The sequence below is a fragment of the Microbacterium phyllosphaerae genome (assembly GCF_017876435.1).
In the GTDB taxonomy this organism is placed as follows: Bacteria; Actinomycetota; Actinomycetes; order Actinomycetales; family Microbacteriaceae; genus Microbacterium; species Microbacterium phyllosphaerae.
The window spans coordinates 308,579-324,431 of record NZ_JAGIOA010000001.1 but is presented as its reverse complement, the minus strand read 5'-3'; the positions used below and the strand labels follow the sequence as shown (position 1 = coordinate 324,431).

The 15,853-nt window shown below is 68.6% G+C and carries 11 protein-coding genes; 10 read left to right on the top strand and 1 reads right to left on the bottom strand.

The genetic code is table 11. The features are described from left to right. The first annotated feature begins 35 nt into the window (after window positions 1–35). The 10 genes from corA to JOF42_RS01440 all read left to right on the top strand — a co-directional run bounded on the left by corA (window position 36) and on the right by JOF42_RS01440 (window position 14,639). Window positions 36–1,052 carry a magnesium/cobalt transporter CorA gene (gene corA / locus JOF42_RS01485; protein ID WP_210096234.1) on the top strand — a complete coding sequence of 339 codons (1,017 nt, stop codon included), beginning with the start codon at window positions 36–38 and terminating at the stop codon, window positions 1,050–1,052. A 181-nt stretch (window positions 1,053–1,233) separates the two neighbouring features. Then, window positions 1,234–2,580, top strand: coding sequence for an ABC transporter substrate-binding protein (locus JOF42_RS01480; RefSeq protein WP_245340691.1), 1,347 nt, complete (start codon window positions 1,234–1,236; stop codon window positions 2,578–2,580). 70 nt (window positions 2,581–2,650) lie between these two features. Continuing rightward, on the top strand, window positions 2,651–3,562 hold the full coding sequence (locus JOF42_RS01475) for a carbohydrate ABC transporter permease (protein WP_210096233.1): 912 nt from the start codon (window positions 2,651–2,653) through the stop codon (window positions 3,560–3,562). Continuing rightward, a complete protein-coding gene (locus JOF42_RS01470) occupies window positions 3,559–4,485 on the top strand; it encodes a carbohydrate ABC transporter permease (RefSeq protein WP_245340690.1) in 927 nt (308 codons plus the stop codon). The genes JOF42_RS01475 and JOF42_RS01470 overlap by 4 nt, the downstream gene beginning before the upstream one ends. After that, the gene (locus JOF42_RS01465; RefSeq protein ID WP_210096232.1) at window positions 4,482–5,177 is read left to right on the top strand and encodes a hypothetical protein; all 696 of its coding nucleotides are present in this window, start codon (window positions 4,482–4,484) and stop codon (window positions 5,175–5,177) included. The genes JOF42_RS01470 and JOF42_RS01465 overlap by 4 nt, the downstream gene beginning before the upstream one ends. After that, a complete protein-coding gene (locus JOF42_RS01460) occupies window positions 5,174–7,234 on the top strand; it encodes an alpha-galactosidase (RefSeq protein ID WP_210096231.1) in 2,061 nt (686 codons plus the stop codon). Before JOF42_RS01465 ends, JOF42_RS01460 begins: the two co-directional genes overlap by 4 nt. Further along, complete coding sequence (locus JOF42_RS01455; RefSeq protein ID WP_210096230.1) at window positions 7,231–8,124, top strand: family 43 glycosylhydrolase; 894 nt, start codon at window positions 7,231–7,233, stop codon at window positions 8,122–8,124. Before JOF42_RS01460 ends, JOF42_RS01455 begins: the two co-directional genes overlap by 4 nt. After that, window positions 8,121–9,122, top strand: a complete 1,002-nt coding sequence (locus tag JOF42_RS01450) for a hydroxyacid dehydrogenase (RefSeq protein WP_210096229.1) — start codon at window positions 8,121–8,123, stop codon at window positions 9,120–9,122. Before JOF42_RS01455 ends, JOF42_RS01450 begins: the two co-directional genes overlap by 4 nt. Continuing rightward, entirely contained in the window at window positions 9,122–10,717 is a 1,596-nt protein-coding gene (locus JOF42_RS01445; protein WP_210096228.1) for a glycoside hydrolase family 43 protein, read from the top strand. Before JOF42_RS01450 ends, JOF42_RS01445 begins: the two co-directional genes overlap by 1 nt. Before the next feature lie 94 nt (window positions 10,718–10,811). Next, a complete protein-coding gene (locus tag JOF42_RS01440; protein ID WP_210096227.1) occupies window positions 10,812–14,639 on the top strand; it encodes a carbohydrate-binding protein in 3,828 nt (1,275 codons plus the stop codon). Window positions 14,640–14,713: 74 nt separating this feature from the next. On the opposite strand, the gene JOF42_RS01435 is transcribed toward JOF42_RS01440, so the two are convergent. Beyond that, entirely contained in the window at window positions 14,714–15,802 is a 1,089-nt protein-coding gene (locus JOF42_RS01435; protein WP_210096226.1) for a LacI family DNA-binding transcriptional regulator, read from the bottom strand. Window positions 15,803–15,853 lie beyond the last annotated feature (51 nt).

Below are 15,853 nucleotides of genomic sequence, written 5' to 3'. Positions count from 1 at the left end.
TCGCCCAGCGACCCGACCCGAGGGAAGGAGCGCCGATGGCCATCATCGACAACGCGATCTACGTCGACGGCGTCCGCACCGCGAATCCCCACAGCCTGAGCGAGACGTTCGAGGCGATGCGCGAGCGCGGTGGGCTGAGCTGGATCGGGCTGTACCGTCCGAGTGAGGCCGAGATCCGCGAGGTGGCCGACGAGTTCGGCATCCACGCCCTGGTCGTCGAGGACGCGCTCTCGGGTCATCAGCGATCCAAGCTCGAGCGCTATGACGATGTGCTGTTCATGGTGCTGCGCTCGGCCCGCTATCTCGACGAGTCCGAGGAGGTCGAGTTCGGCGAGATCCATGTGCTCGTCGGCAAGGACTTCGTCGTCACCATCCGGCATGCGGAGTCTCCTGATCTCGGTCGTGTGCGCCGCCGGCTCGAGGGCGACCCGACACTGCTGAAGCTCGGCCCCGAGGCCGTGCTCTACGCGATCCTCGACGAGGTCGTCGACGAATACGCACCGGTGCTCGCCGGGCTCGAGAACGACATCGACGAGATCGAGAGCCAGCTCTTCGAAGACGGTGTCGACGCGACGCAGCGCATCTACGAGCTGGGGCGCGAGGTCATCGACTTCCAGCGGGCGGTGCAACCCCTGGCGGGGATGCTCGACGCCCTCCTGCGCGGTTCGGCGAAGTACCAGGTCGACGAGGAGCTGCAGCGATATCTGCGGGACGTGCTCGACCACACGCTGCGGGTCTCGGAGCGGGCGAACACCTTCCGCACTGTGCTGGACAACGCGCTGACCGTCGAGTCGACGATCGTCGCGCGGCGCCAGAACGAGGAGATGACCAGGATGACGGAGCTCAGCATCCGTCAGAACGACGAGGTCAAGAAGATCTCGGGCTGGGCGGCGATCCTGTTCGCGCCCACCCTCGTCGGAACGGTCTACGGCATGAACTTCGATCACATGCCCGAGCTGCACTGGGCGCTCGGCTATCCCATGGCGATCGCCCTGATGGTCGGGATGGGCTTCGGCCTGTACTGGGCGTTCAAACGCAAGGGCTGGCTCTAGTCGCCAGCGATATCCGCACGTTCGGCGCACGGTTTCCGGGCGCGCCGAACGTCGCCAGGGTTGATTCTCGCGAGTTCCCGAGTAAAGTGCAACTAGTTACAAAAAGTGCTTGGAAACCGCTATCCCGTCGGCTACCGTCGGTGTAGCCGACGAGAGTCCGGCACGAATCAAGGGAGATCACATGCACAACGCAATGACGCGGACGGCACGAAGCCGCCTCCTGCTGGTGACCGCGGGCCTCGCGACCTCTGCTCTCGCGCTCGCCGGATGCGCGGGCGGCGGCGGCGACGCGGCAGCGTCGGGAGACAAGACCACGATCCGCTTCCTCTACGCCACGGGAGACGAGACCTGGAACGGCGTCGTCGACCAGGTCGTCACGGCGTTCAACGAGCAGAGCGACACCACCGAGGTCAAGCTCGATCCGCTGCCGGCCGGTTCCGACTACGCGACGGCGCTCAAGACCGTGGATGCCACGGGCAACTGGCCGGCCGTCGTCGACATGCGCGACACGCTCACCTACGTCAACGCGGGCAAGCTCGCCCCGGTGCCCGACGAGGTCACGGCACTGCTCGAGCCCGACGCATTCGCCCCGGCGGAGGACGGCAACGTCTACACGGTGCCGTACAGCGCGCTCAACGGCGAGCTCGGTATGAACATCGTCTACAACAAGACCTACTTCAAGGATCACGACCTCGAGGTGCCTGAGACCTACGACGACTTCATCGACCTGCTCGACGAGATCAAGGCCAACGGAGACGTGCCGCTCGCCACCGCCGCCGCGGAGGTCTGGCCCTCCGACCAGCTGTGGAAGCCGCTGGCGGCGCCCACCTTCGCCGAGTACAGCGACGAGGGCGGCTTCTGGAACGCGGCCGCCGCGGGCGACGCCTCCGTCGCGGATCTGAAGGCTCCTCTCGAGGAGCTGAAGATGATCATGGACGACTACGTGCTCGAGGGCTGGCAGTCGACCGCGGATGCGCAGACCACCACGCTCCTCGTGAACGAGCAGGCTGTGATGGCCACGTCGTCGGCGGGCCTCGGCCGCCTGATGGACATCAACAAGGTCGATCCCGAGTTCGACGCGGGGCTGTTCATCATCCCGGACGAAGACGGCAAGCTCAACGTCCTCAAGAACAGCGTGATCGGCGATACCGCCGGCGGTCTCGCGATCTCGTCGCAGGCGGCGGAGAACGACGACGAGTACGCGTCCGCCGTCGAGTTCCTCACCTACTTCTACTCGGTGGATGCCGCGAACCTCATGGAGGAGAGCGGATGGATCTCGCCCAACATCCTCAAGGCTGACGAGGTGACGCGCAACGACACCATCCCGGGGGCGGACGACTTCTTCGCTCTTCTCGAGAACCCGAACCTCGTCTGGTACGAGAACGCCCCGACGCTGAGCACGTTCAGCTCGGTGAACACCTTCTTCCGGCAGTCGCGCATCGAGATGCAGGACGGCCAGACCACGATCGACGAGACGATCGCGAAGGTCCAGGCGGAGCTCGACGCACAGGTCGCCGCAGCCGGTTGAGTCGCGACGCCGGGGCGCGGAACAGACCGCGCCCCGGCTCCGACGAGCGGTGATCGATCAAGGAGAGAACATGAGTGCACACACCGAGGTCAGAGCGAGACCACGATTCGGACGAGGGCGTCTGGCGATGTTCGGGTTCGTCGTCCCCGCCCTGGTGATCTACCTCCTGATGGTGATCGTCCCCTCGCTGCAGACGCTGCAGCTGAGCCTGACCGACTGGGACGGCATCAGCGACGGCTACGAGTACATCGGCATCCGGAACTACGAGGACATCGTCGCGAGCGGCCGCTTCTGGAACGCGGTGCGCAACACCCTGATCCTCGGGCTCGGCTCAGCGCTCGTCATCAACGTCATCTCGCTCGCCGTGGCTCTCATGCTCGACAAGCTCAACCATGCGCAGGGGTTCTTCCGCACGGCGGTCTATCTGCCGGCCCTGGTGAGCGCCTTCATCATGGCGACCATCTGGAAGTACCTGCTCAACTACAACTTCGGCTCTGTGAACACGGTGCTCCGAGACCTGGGTCTGCCCGACTGGGCCCGCGACTGGCTGGGCGACAGCAGCATCGTGATCTGGGTCATCCTCTTCATCACCTGCTTCACCCTGGGCGGCAACACCACCCTGATCTACCTGGCGAACCTGCAGTCCGTGCCGCAGGAGCTCATCGAGGCCGCGCGCATCGACGGCGCGAGCGGGGCGAAGGTCTTCTGGAACGTGACGTGGCCGATGATCGCCGGTGCCGTCACCGTCAACATGACGCTCGCGATGATCGCCGGCTGGGTGATCTTCGACCAGGTGCTCGTGCTCACCTCGGGCGGCCCCGGGTTCGTGAGCGAGACCATGGCGTTCTTCATCTACAAGGTCGGCTTCGGCGAGTACCGAGCAGGGTTCGGATCGGCCGCCGCCGTCGTGCTCTTCCTCGTGGTGATCGTGAGCACCGTCGCCGCGAACGCCTACATGCGCAAGAGGGAGATCCAGGCATGACCGAGACGATGACCCAGGTCACCATGAAGATCGAGCCCGAGGCCCGACCGGCGGGCATCGCCCGCATCCCCCGCGCGCCGCGCGTGCGCCGCGAGAAGAAGAAGTGGTCGGTCGGCGAGATCGTCGTGATGGTGGTGCTCAGCATCCTGGTGCTGATCGTCGCGTCGCCCGTGATCTACGCGCTGCTGAACTCCTTCCGCTCCTACGCCGAGATCACGAAGGATCCGATGGGTCTGCCCACCTCCTTCGCGTTCGACAACTACGTGGCCCTGTTCCAGCAGACCGACTTCCTCGAGGCGGTGCTGAACACGCTCATCATCACGGTCGGTACGGTCGTGATGCTGGTGATCATCGTGCCGATGGCGGCCTACGGGATCGAGCGCATCGGAGGCCGCACCTCGCGCTTCCTGTACGTGCTGTTCATCGCCGGGCTCATGATCCCGTTCCAGGTGCGCATGATCCCGCTGGTGAAGGGGTTCGACGACGTCGGCCTCTACAGCACCCTGCTCTCGGTGATCCTGGTGCACCTCGGCGGGGCGGCGAGCTTCGGCATCCTGCTCTACTGCAGCTTCATCAAGGGCATCCCGATCGAGGTCGAGGAGGCCGCACACGTCGACGGCGCAGGTCGCCTGCGCACCTTCTGGCTCATCGTCTTCCCGATGCTGCTGCCGGTGACCTCGGCGTTCGTGATCATCCAGTCGCTCGGTCTGTGGAACGACTTCTTCATCCCCCTGGTGTTCCTCGACTCGTCGTCGGCGGGAACCATCAATGTCGCGATCAACCGCATGGTGGGCCTGCTCACCTCGCAGTGGCAGCTGATCTACACGGGCGCGATCCTCGCGATCGTCCCCTCCGTGGCGATCTTCGCGGCGTTCCAGCGCTACTTCATCAAGGGCATGTCGGTCGGGGCGGTCAAGGGATGAGCACCGTCACCTCCTCTCGCCTCGGTCGCCTGCTGGGCTACGACGGCGTCATCGCGACGCTGCTGCTGGGCGCCTTCCGGTACTTCCTCGTATCGCTGTCGTTCGTCGCGTGCGTCGTGCCGATGCTCGCCTTCCAGGCTCTCGTCGGATGGCAGGCCACTCACATCGCGCTCTGGTTCGGCGCGGCCGCAGTGCTGCCCGTCGCCCCGGCGCTGCACGGACTGATCCGCGCAGCCGCGGCCCTCCTCGACTCCGAGCCGCACGTCGCTCGGATCTTCTGGCGCGGGTTCGCGGACGCCGTGCGCCACCGCTGGGGCTCAGCGCTCGCGCTGAGCGCTGCGGTGCTCGTCCTCGGCTACGACATCGCCCTGCTCGGAGCGGATGCCGGTGTGCTGCTGGGCGCTGCGGCCGTGGCCGCCGTGGTCGCCTCGATCGTCGTGGCGGCGGGGTTCCTGGCGGACTCTCCGCTGCGCGGTGCAGCATTCGCACTCGCCGCCGCACGGATCGTCCTGCAGCGCCCCCACCTCGCGCTCGTCTGGCTGCTGCTCGCCGCTCTCGCGGCGCTCGCCACATCTCTTCCGGTGATCGGCGCAGTGGCCTGGATGTCGATGCCCGCGCTCGCCGCGGTGGCCGCCACGATCTGCACTCGCACTCTCGGATTCGCGACCGCGCGTGAGCGGGTGGGCGCATGATCGCCCGCATCGGCGGCTTCACGATCGCAGGCGGTTCGAAGGGTCCCGTGACACTCGCGGTCGGTGACGGCCACCCTGCGACGCTCGTCGAGATCTTCACGGCCGCGGAGCAGCGCGCGCGCACGAGTCAGGCCTACGTGCGCTCGGCACTGGGTGCTCGGCTGCGCGTCGAGCGGACGGACGTCGCACCGACGGACATCGACCCCGACGCCGTCACGCTCCTGCAGCGCGACGCGCTCACCGGACTCGAGGTCACGAGCGTGCTCACGCTGTCAGGATCCGCGCTGCGCGTGCAGCACACGCTGCGCGGCACCGCGTCGGAGCCGGTCGTCATCACCGCGGTCAGCTCGGTCACGGTCGGGTTCGGTGCGGGCCCACAGGCGGGTGAGCAGTACGACCTGCTCACCGCGCGCAGCGAATGGCTGGCGGAGAACCGCTGGCACCGCAGGCCTCTGACCGACGAGCTGCCCTCGCTGTCGCTTCCGATCCACGCGCAGGACGGCCGCGGTCACGCGACCCTGACCAGCCACGGCGCGTGGTCGACCGGTGAGCACCTTCCGGTCGGCGCCCTGGTGCATCGAGACGGCTCGGCCCTGGCCTGGCAGATCGAGAGCGGCGCCGGCTGGCACGTCGATCTCAGCCAGGGCCTCGAGGGTCTGTCGCTCTCGCTGCTCGGCCCCACGGATCTCGAGCATCAGTTCGCCCATGTGCTCCGGCAGGGCGACGAGTTCCTCACGGCGCCGGTCGCCCTCGCCGCATCCTCGTCGGGAACCGCGGGCCTCGGGGGATTCGAGAGGGCGATCGCCACGCTCACCTCCCATCGACGGGCCATCCGCCGCGTCGACGGCCCGGATCTGCCGATCGTCTACAACGACTTCATGAACACCCTCATGGGGCAGCCCTCGTCCGAGGCGCTGCGCCCGCTGATCCGCGCCGCAGCCGAGGCCGGGGCGGAGGCGTTCTGCATCGACGCCGGCTGGTTCGCCGACCCCGAGACCGGCGACTGGTGGGACACGGTCGGCGAATGGGTGGAGGCCCCGAGTCGTTTCGACGAGCACGGCCTGCGCGGCATCATCGACGAGATCCACACGGCCGGCATGCGCTCAGGCCTCTGGCTCGAACCCGAGGTCGTCGGAGTGAGCAGTGCGGTCGCGAAGACGCTGCCGGACGACGCCTTCTTCCAGCGGTTCGGTGTGCGCGTGCGCGAGCACGACCGCTACCACCTCGACTTCCGGCACCCCGCGGCGCGGGCGCACCTCGACGACGCGGTCGATCGGATCGTCCGCGAGTACGGCGTGAGCTTTCTGAAGCTCGACTACAACATCAACCCCGGTGCGGGCACCGAATGGCAGGCGGCGGCAGCCGGCGACGGCCTGCTGGGACACATCCGTGCCTTCGGGAGCTGGCTCGACGACATCCAGCGGCGGCATCCCGAGCTCCTGATCGAGAACTGCTCGTCGGGCGCGATGCGCGCCGACTACGCGCTGCTGTCGCGCACTCATCTGCAGTCCACCAGCGATCAGCAGGACTACCGGCTGTACCCGCCGATCGCGGCCTCTGCGCCCGCGTCGATCCTCCCGGAGCAGGCCGGCAACTGGGCCTACCCCGACGCAGGAATGACGGATGCCGAGACGGCATTCACCCTCGTCACAGGGCTCAGCGGGCGGCTCTACCTGTCGGGTTTCCTGGGCGAGCTGCGCGCCTCGCAGAGGGAACTCGTCGCCGAGGCGGTCGCGCTGCACAAACTGCTTCGTGGCGGGCTGGCGACGACTGAGCCGTTCTGGCCGCTGGGTCTTCCCGCATGGGACGACGACGTCGTCTGCCTGGGACTCCGCGGTCAGGGGGAGTCGCTGGTGTTCGTGTGGGACCGTTCGGAGGATCCGATCTCGTTCACGATCCCGGATGTCCGCAGCCCCGAGACGCTCTTCCCTGCGCGCCCGGCCGCCGACCGTTGGGAGATCGAGAGCGCCGATGACGGCATCCGCATCGCCACGGGAGCGGGACTCGGGGCGCGCGTGCTCCGCGTCGAGGCTCGGGTCGAGGGGGCCGGCGCATGAGTGCGAGCATCCGCGTCGGCGAACTCTTCACCGACGACCGCGGGCGCACCGCGCAGCTGCACGGCATCGGCATCCAGCGCGTCGGCGACCATTGGTACGCCTGGGGTGAGGACAAGACCGCCGGCGATCGGTTCACGGCGGTCGCCTGCTACCGCACGTCTGACCTCGCCGAATGGGAGTTCGTCGGCGACGCGCTCACCGCCGGCACCGGTGACCTCGCCCCGGACCGCATCGTCGAGCGTCCGAAGGCTCTGCGCCGCCCCGACGGAGGCTGGGTGCTGTTCCTGCACATCGAGAGTGCCGACTACTCCGACGCCAGAGTCGGCTACGCCATCGGCGATACGCCCGAGGGCCCCTATGAGTACCTCGGCAGTGAGCGACCGCTGGGCAACCTCAGTCGTGACATCGGCGTCTACCAGGAGGACGGCGTCGGGTACCTGCTGTCGGAGGACCGCGACAACGGGCTCCACATCTATCGCCTTCGCGATGATCACTGTGGGGTCGAGTCGATCGTCGCGACGCTCCGCCAGCAGGATCGCCCCGAGATCGGGTACGAGTCTCCGACGCTCGTGCGTCACGAGGGCCTGTACTACGTGTTCGGATCCGACCTCACGGGTTGGGATCTCAACGACAACAAGTACGCCACCGCCCCTTCGCTCGAGGGGCCGTGGTCGCCGTGGAAGGACGTCGCGCCCGTCGGCAGTCGCACGTTCGATTCGCAGGTGAGCGTCGTGCTCCCTGTCGACGGCGGGCACGTCTACATCGGCGACCGTTGGGCACGAGACGACCTCGCGTCGTCCGCACCGATCTGGCTGCCGTTGCGGGTGGAGGAGGGTCGCGCCGAACTGGTCTGGCGCGACGACTGGAGCATCGAGGAGCTGAAGAAGTGAACGCCCGACCCCGCGCGATCGTCGCGATGAATCCCCCGGCACTCGCCGAGAACCTGTTCGGTCCGCACCGGGCCAGGCTGACCGCCCTGGTCGACGTCAGCGCCGAGGTGCTCACCGAGTTCGAGAGCGACCACGCGTCCCGTCTCATCGGCGAGGCCGAGGTCCTGCTCGCCGGCTGGGGATGCCCTCAGGTCGATCGAGACATGCTCGAGCGGATGCCGAATCTGCGCGCCGTCGTCTTCGCCGGCGGCACCGCCAGCGCCGTGCTCGACACGGTGGAGGCCGCACGCCGAGGAATCGTGTTCACGAACGCGGGGGAGGGCAATGCCCAGGCCGTCGCCGAGTACACCGCCGCGACCATCGTGCTCGCAGGCAAGCGGGCACGCTACGCCGAGCAGATCTACCGCGAGGGTCGGGCGTTCGTCGACCGCGAGGCCGACCTGCTCGACACGGGCAACTTCGGGCGGACAGTGGGTCTGGTCGGCGCGTCGCGGATCGGCCGCCGCGTGGCGCAGCTGCTGCAGGCGACCGACCTGCGCGTGCTGGTCTACGACCCCTACGCCTCCGACGAGGAGATCGTGGCGCTGGGCGGATTCAAGGTCACGCTCGACGCTCTGCTCGCGGCATCCGACATCGTCTCTCTGCATGCGCCGGCCACGCCCGAGACCGAGCACATGATCGGCGCTCACGAACTCGCCGTGATGCGTGACGGAGCCGTGCTGATCAACACGGCTCGCGGTTCGCTGATCGACCACGATGCGCTGCGCACGCACCTGCGAGCGGGGAGGATCGATGCGATCCTCGACGTCACCGAACCCGAGCCGCTCGCGGCCGACGACGAGCTGTGGAGCCTGTCCAACGTCACGCTCACCCCGCACATCGCCGGAGCCACCGGCAACGAGCTGCACCGGCTCGGCCGTGACGTGATCGACGAGATCGCCCGCTTCGTCGCGGGGGAGGCGTTCGTCGGCTTCGAGCGGGTGCCGGGGGTCGTGTGATGGGCGTCGTGCGCAATCCGATTCTCCGGGGCTTCAATCCCGACCCGTCGATCCTGCGGGTCGGCGACGACTACTTCATCGCCACGAGCACGTTCGAATTCCACCCCGCGGTCCGCATCCACCACTCCACCGATCTCGTGAACTGGACTGTCCGGGGGCACGCGCTCGACGAGGACTTCGACCTGCGGGGCATCCCGGATTCGGGCGGGGTGTGGGCTCCGAGCCTGTCGCACTCCGACGGGCGGTTCTGGCTCGCCTACTCGATCGTGCGTTCCATGGACGGCGATGACAAGGACATCGACAACTACCTGGTGACGGCCGAGAGCATCGACGGCCCGTGGAGTGAGCCCGTGCACCTGGGATCGAGAGGATTCGACTTCTCGTTCTTCCACGACCCCGACGGCACTCACTGGATCGTCGGAGTGCAGTGGGACCAGCGGCCGGAGCATCCGTCGTTCAGTGGTCTCGTGCTCGAGCAGTACCTTCCCGACGAGAAGCGCGCCTCGGGCACCGCCACCGTCATCCACCAGGAACCGAGTCTGGTCGAGGGCCCCAACCTCTACCGCGTCGGCGACTGGTACCACCTGCTGATCGCCGCCGGTGGCACCGGGTGGAACCACGCGATCACGGTGGCGCGATCCCGGGACCGCCTCGGCCCCTACGAGCGGGACCCGAAGCCGTTCGTCCTCACGAGCCGCGATGCTCCCGGCCTGCCGTTGCAGAAGGCCGGTCATGGTGAGCTCGTGCAGACTCGGAGCGGCGAGTGGATGCTGGTGCACCTTGCCAGCCGGCCGACGCTGCACCTCGGTGAGCGGTACAGCACGCTCGGGCGCGAGACCTGTCTGCAGCACGTGGAGTTCGGCGAGGACGGTTGGCTGCGGCTGGCGCAGGGCGGGCATCATGCCGCGCTCGAGGTCGAGGTCGCCGGAGAGAGCGCCGGGCGCGCTGACGCGTCGGGCTTCGCCGACTCCTTCGACGCACCGCAGCTCGACAACCGGCGCTGGTCGACCCTGCGCACGGCGCTCGATCACGACACCGCCGACCTGACCGTGCGGCCCGGGTGGCTGCGGCTGCGCGGCGGGCATTCGCCGGCATCCGTCTTCGAGCAGTCGATGATCGTGACGAGGGTCGAGGAGCATCGGGCCACCTTCGAAGCCAGGTTCGACGCCGAGCCCACCAGCACACGCGAGCTCGCCGGGCTGATCGCCTGGTACGACCGCAACGGCTGGATCTGGCTGCAGCTGGGGTGGGATGCCGACAACGGTCGGCACATCCGCGTGGTGAGCCGCGACGGCGCGCGCACCACCCGCTCCGCGCCGGTCGCAGCGCCCGACGGGCCGGTGCGTCTGCGGGCCGACCTCGACGGTCCCGACCTGCGGTTCGCCGTCGCGGCGGTCGGTGACGCTCACTGGACCGACGTGCCAGGCACTCACCCGGCCTGGACGCTGTCCGACGACCACGGCGACCGGCTGCGGTTCACGGGTCTGTTCTTCGGCGTCCGCGCCGACGATCTCGACGGTCGCGGGTGGTCCGCCGACATCGCCGACATCTCGCTCCGGTTCGCGCGCGATGCCGCTCCCGCGGGGGCGGACTGACACCCGCACCTCAGAACCCCTGACCGTCGCGAAGTTCCTGCTCATGCATGCCCTCGCGCCGTCGATCGACGGCGCCGTCACGGAAGAGAGATCGATGAAGATCGAACGACGCAGTATCCGAAAGGCGGTCGGTGCGCTGACCGCCGGCGTGATCGCCCTCAGCGGGGCGCTCCTGGTCGCACCACCGGCAGCCGCGGCACCCCCGGTCGCCGCAGCGCCACCCGTCCCGGTCACGGCGCTGACGCCCCCGCCCGAGATCGTCGAGACGGTCAGCGACGCCGGTTTCGCGCATCCGGGTGTCGGCTTCACGGCCGACAACCTCGAGAACATGCGCACCCAGGTGCTCGCCGGGGTAGACCCGTGGGCCAGCTACTACGACGCGATGGTCGACACCCGGTACGCCGCGATCGACTACCGCGTCGAGAACGCGCAGCCGGGCACCGACGTCGCGAAGAACGACGCCTATGCGAGCGTCGCGATGCGGGCGATGGCGCAGCGCGACAGCATCGGGGTGATGACCCAGGCGCTCGAGTACGTCGTCACGGGCGATGAGCAGTACCGTGCGAACGCGCTGCACGGGCTCCGGGCCTGGAGCAGCCTGGACCCGGCGAAGTACGAATACTTCGCCGACGCGCACATCCACACCGGCGTGCCGCTGTACTACATGCTGATCGCCGCCGAGGTGATCCGCAGCACCGAGCCGGCGAACGCCGACCTCGACGGCTACGACCTGCGGTGGACGGATGCCGATGAGCAGCGAATCGAGGCGAACCTCATCCGCCCGGTGCTGGACACGTTCCTCTCGTCGAAGAACCGTCTGTGGAACCAGCACCTCTACGGTGTGATCGGCATGATCTCGGCGGCGATCTTCCTCGACGACGCCGACCTGTACGCCGAGCGGGTGGAGTGGTTCACGGTCAACGCGGGTTACGAGAGCGAGCACGACCTGTACGGCGGCAACGTGAACGGCTCCCTGGAGCAGCTGTTCCGTGAGATCCCGGCGGATGCGCCCGGCAACACGACCGGCCAGCCGTTCGTGCAGCACATGGAGATGCTCCGAGATCAGGCGCACGGTCAGGGCGACGTCGACATCTTCGTCGCCCTCGCCCGGATCGTCGACGCGCAGGGCACGAAGGTCGATCCGGACTCCGGCACGGTGTCGGAGTCGACGGATGCCGTCTCGCCCTACGACTTCCTCGACCACCGCATCCTCGACGGCGCCGACACCTTCTACGCCTTCATGATGGGCGAGGAGGTGCCGTACATCCCGGCGAACGAAGGCGGTGCGATCTCGCAGGCGTACCGCGGTCGACTGCAGGATCCGCTCAGCGAGGCGTACCTGCAGTACCGCTATGTCGCCGACGTCGATGTCGCCGCCGAGGCACCCCATGTCGCGGAGCTCTACGAGCAGCGCGACGGTCCGCTGTACTACTACGGCACCGGCATCCAGAACTTCTGGAGCGACCGGGGATCCGACTACACGGGAGCCGAGTACTGGGTCGCGTTCCCCGAAGAGCTCGCCGAGGTCGACGACTCCGTCGCTCCGCTCGCCGACAGCGCCGAGCTGCCGGTGAGCACCTTCGGCACACCCCTCGGCGACGGAGCCGTCCGCGACGAGGAGGGCGGCGCGTCCTTCATCCGGCTCGACGCCGGTGCCGACGACGCGAATCTCGCGATCAGGCGAGCGATCTGGGGAGACCGAGCCGCCGCGCAGTCGCTGGTCGCCGTGAAGGTGCGAAGCTCCGGAACCGCCCGTCTGCAGGCATCCCGCACCGCGGAAGAGTCGCCGTTCGCCGAGATCGTCGTGCCCGACACCGGTGGCGAGTGGCGCTACGTCTGGCTGGATCTGGCCCTGGCCAAGACCCCGGGTGCCGTGGGCGAGAACATCCTGTTCCTCCGGGCGACCGGGTCGGACGCGAAGGTCGACGTCGCGGGGCTCCTCGCGCAGGCGAACGGCGTGATCACGCCGCCCGTGTTCACCGACGCTCCCGAGCTCGACGCCGTTCTCGTCGCAGGTGAGCACTGGACGCGCGACATCCGGACCACGGATGCCGCCGGCGAGACCGTGGCCCTCGCACTGCATGACGCTCCGTCGGGCGTGACGCTGCGGGGGAGCGAGCTGAGCTGGACACCCGCGCAGTCGGGCGACGAGGAGATGACCCTCGCCGCGTCGGACGGCACGACCGTGACCGCGCTGCCCGTGACGATCACGGTCGCCGAGAGTCGGGATGCCGCGATCGACGAGCTCGTCGGCCGCGCGGGCGGGAGCGGCGAGTACACCTCGGCGAGCTGGGCGCGATTCGTCGAGGCGCGCACGAGCGCGGAACAGGGAGTGTCGGATGCGGATGCCGCAGCCTTCGCGACCCTTCTCGACGGGCTCGGCGACGCTGTCGCAGATCTCGTCGTGCTCGACCCGGTGCTGCCGGACGGCACGCTCGACTACCGTTCGATCGTCAGCGCGCCGCCGCTCACCGCCGCACAGCTGACCGCGATCACCGACGGTGACAACCAGACGACCTGGGGTGACCAGCGAGTTCCGAGCATCGTGTTCGACTTCGGGTCGGCCTTCCGAGTCGGCGCCGAGCGCATCGGCATCCAGGCGAGGGACACGTTCGCGAACCGCGCCGAGGGGACGAATGTCTACGGCTCCGACGACGGGTCGACGTGGACGCTGCTCACCGAGCATCCGAACGCGGGACAGGACGCTTCCATGGAGTGGATCGATGTGCGTGAGGACGTGCGGGGCCAGCCGTTCCGGTTCCTGAAGTTCCAGGTGGACGAGCCGGGTGTGCCGTCCGATCCCGCATACCCGGGGATCTGGAGCATCGCCGACATCCGCATCGACGGGTCCCGCGCCGAGGCCGTCGGGTCGATGGACACCGTCTCGCTCTCGTCGCCGGATGCCGTCGCAGGGCGCATCGTGGCGGGCGACGTCGTCGAGGTGCGGGTCGCGGGCCCCGCAGGCAACACGGATGTGGAGGTCACTGTGCTCGGAGCTCCCGCCGCCGTGACGTCTCCCGCAGCGGGTGAGTGGGTCGCGACGGCCGCTGTGCCCGAGAGTGCGCAGCGCGGTGCACGGGTCGACTTCACTGTCGACTTCACCACGGTCGACGGGCGGGATGCCGACACCATCCACGCCACGACCGACGCATCGAAGCTGTTCCTCTCGAGCGACAGCGAGCGCATCGACTCGGCGTTCCGCGAGGCCACGGTGCTGCGCCCCGACGGAGTCGCCGACGCCGCGTGGACCCAGTACACGGCCAGGATGCTCGACGGAGACCCGGCGACGCACTCCGACACCCGGCTGAACTCCGGGCTCTACGGAAACGTCTGGGACTTCGGACCCGACACGACCGTGTCGTTGAGCGGGGCTGAGCTGCTCGTGCGACAGGACGGGTACGGAACCTCCCGCATCGCCGACATGCGCGTGGAGGGGTCGAACGACCTGCAGACGTGGACGCGGCTGACGCCCACGGTTCCGGTGAAGACCCTCGACTGGCAGCCGTGGGCGGTGAGCGACGACACCTCGTTCCGGTACATCCGACTCGTGAACGGCCAGATCCTGAACGTGGCCGAGCTCATCGTGTTCGGCGAGGTGGCGACCGCTCCGGCCGTGCCCGCCTGGGATGCGGCCACGGTCTACGACGTCGGTGACGAGGTGTCGCACGACGGAGCCGTCTACACGGCGCAGTGGTGGACGAGGAACGAGTTGCCGGGGAGCACCGTCACCGGGTCGTGGATGCAGCAGGGCGACGCTGTTCCCGCGGCGGGCGACGGCGTGCGGGCGTGGACGACGTCGTACGTCTATGTCGGCGGCGAGACCGTCGCGCACGACGGGCACTCGTTCCGCGCGAAGTGGTGGACCCGCAACCAGGAGCCCGGTGACGTGAACGGTCCGTGGGAGGATCTCGGCGCCTACTGACAGGCGAGCGCAGCGGTGCGGTCAGGGTCCCCCGATCGCGCCGCTGCGATGCGCCCGCCTGCGAAGGCGGACGCTCAGGCGCGGACGGGCCCGGTCGAGCCGCGCACGATCAGCTCGACGGGCAGCACCGCGGGCCCGTCGTAGACACCGCCGACGGCGATGCGACCGGCGAGCTCGCCCACGCGGTGGAAGGGCGCGCGCACGGTCGTGAGCGACGGCGTCAGATCGGCGACCAGCTGCATGTCGTCGAACCCGACGACCGAGATCTGCGCCGGGATCGCGATGCCCGCATCGTGCAGCGCACGGCAGACGCCGACCGCCATGACGTCTGTCTGGCAGACCATCGCCGTGACCTCGGGGTGTCTCTCGATGAACGCGACCGTCGCGGACGCTGCGTCATCCGAGGAGTTGCCGCTCTGCACGGTCAGGTCGGCATCGAACTCGATGCCGGCGTCGGCGAGCCCGTCCTGGTACCCGAGGAAGCGCTGGTGCGGAGTGGTCATGTCGTCGAGTGAACCCACGAAGGCGATGCGGCGATGCCCGAGTCCGACGAGGTGCTCGACGCCGCTGCGCACCCCTCCGCGGTGGTCGTAGTCGATCGACGCGATCTGGGGATGCTCAGGAAGGGCCGCGCGACCGCACAGGATCAGCCGGGCTCCCACGCGTGCGAGGGTGTCGGAGTATCCCTGTGCTCTCCGTTCGAACTCCTCCGTCGCGGGGGTCGAGCCGACGAGGAGCACGGCGGCGACCCGCTGTTCGCTGAGGGTCTCGATCAGCGCCGCCTCCCGATCGAGGTCGCCGCCGGTGGTGCACATCGTGAACAGGTGCCCTTTCGCCGTGGCGATGTCTTCGGCGCCGCCGGCCATCGTGGCGAAGGTCGGGCCGACCATGATGCTCGACACGAACGCGATGCTGCGACGACCGACGCCCATCATCGAACGGGCGAGGCCGTTCACCACATAGCCGAGTTCTTCGGCCGCGGCGAGCACGCGAGCGTGGCTCGCCGACTTGCCCGCCGCGCGGCCCGCGAGGACGCGTGAGGCGGTGGCACGGGAGACGTCGGCGAGGCGTGCGACGTCGGCGAGGGTGGCGCCGCCGCCGCGCTCCGGCCCGGGCGTCGCGTTGCGGCGCGCGGGCGGTTCGTCGGCGATGGTCGTGGTCACAAGGGAAAACCTATCGCGATGCGGCCGCGACGGAGCCGCGACCCGCAACTA

What these genes read in the sequence shown, in the direction of transcription:
- JOF42_RS01480 (WP_245340691.1), top strand. Translation starts at nt 1,234, where the DNA reads ATGCACAACGCAATGACGCGGACGGCACGAAGCCGCCTCCTGCTGGTG.
- JOF42_RS01465 (WP_210096232.1), top strand. Translation starts at nt 4,482, where the DNA reads ATGAGCACCGTCACCTCCTCTCGCCTCGGTCGCCTGCTGGGCTACGAC.
- JOF42_RS01470 (WP_245340690.1), top strand. Translation starts at nt 3,559, where the DNA reads ATGACCGAGACGATGACCCAGGTCACCATGAAGATCGAGCCCGAGGCC.
- corA (WP_210096234.1), top strand. Translation starts at nt 36, where the DNA reads ATGGCCATCATCGACAACGCGATCTACGTCGACGGCGTCCGCACCGCG.
- JOF42_RS01455 (WP_210096230.1), top strand. Translation starts at nt 7,231, where the DNA reads ATGAGTGCGAGCATCCGCGTCGGCGAACTCTTCACCGACGACCGCGGG.
- JOF42_RS01440 (WP_210096227.1), top strand. Translation starts at nt 10,812, where the DNA reads ATGAAGATCGAACGACGCAGTATCCGAAAGGCGGTCGGTGCGCTGACC.
- JOF42_RS01445 (WP_210096228.1), top strand. Translation starts at nt 9,122, where the DNA reads ATGGGCGTCGTGCGCAATCCGATTCTCCGGGGCTTCAATCCCGACCCG.
- JOF42_RS01460 (WP_210096231.1), top strand. Translation starts at nt 5,174, where the DNA reads ATGATCGCCCGCATCGGCGGCTTCACGATCGCAGGCGGTTCGAAGGGT.
- JOF42_RS01475 (WP_210096233.1), top strand. Translation starts at nt 2,651, where the DNA reads ATGAGTGCACACACCGAGGTCAGAGCGAGACCACGATTCGGACGAGGG.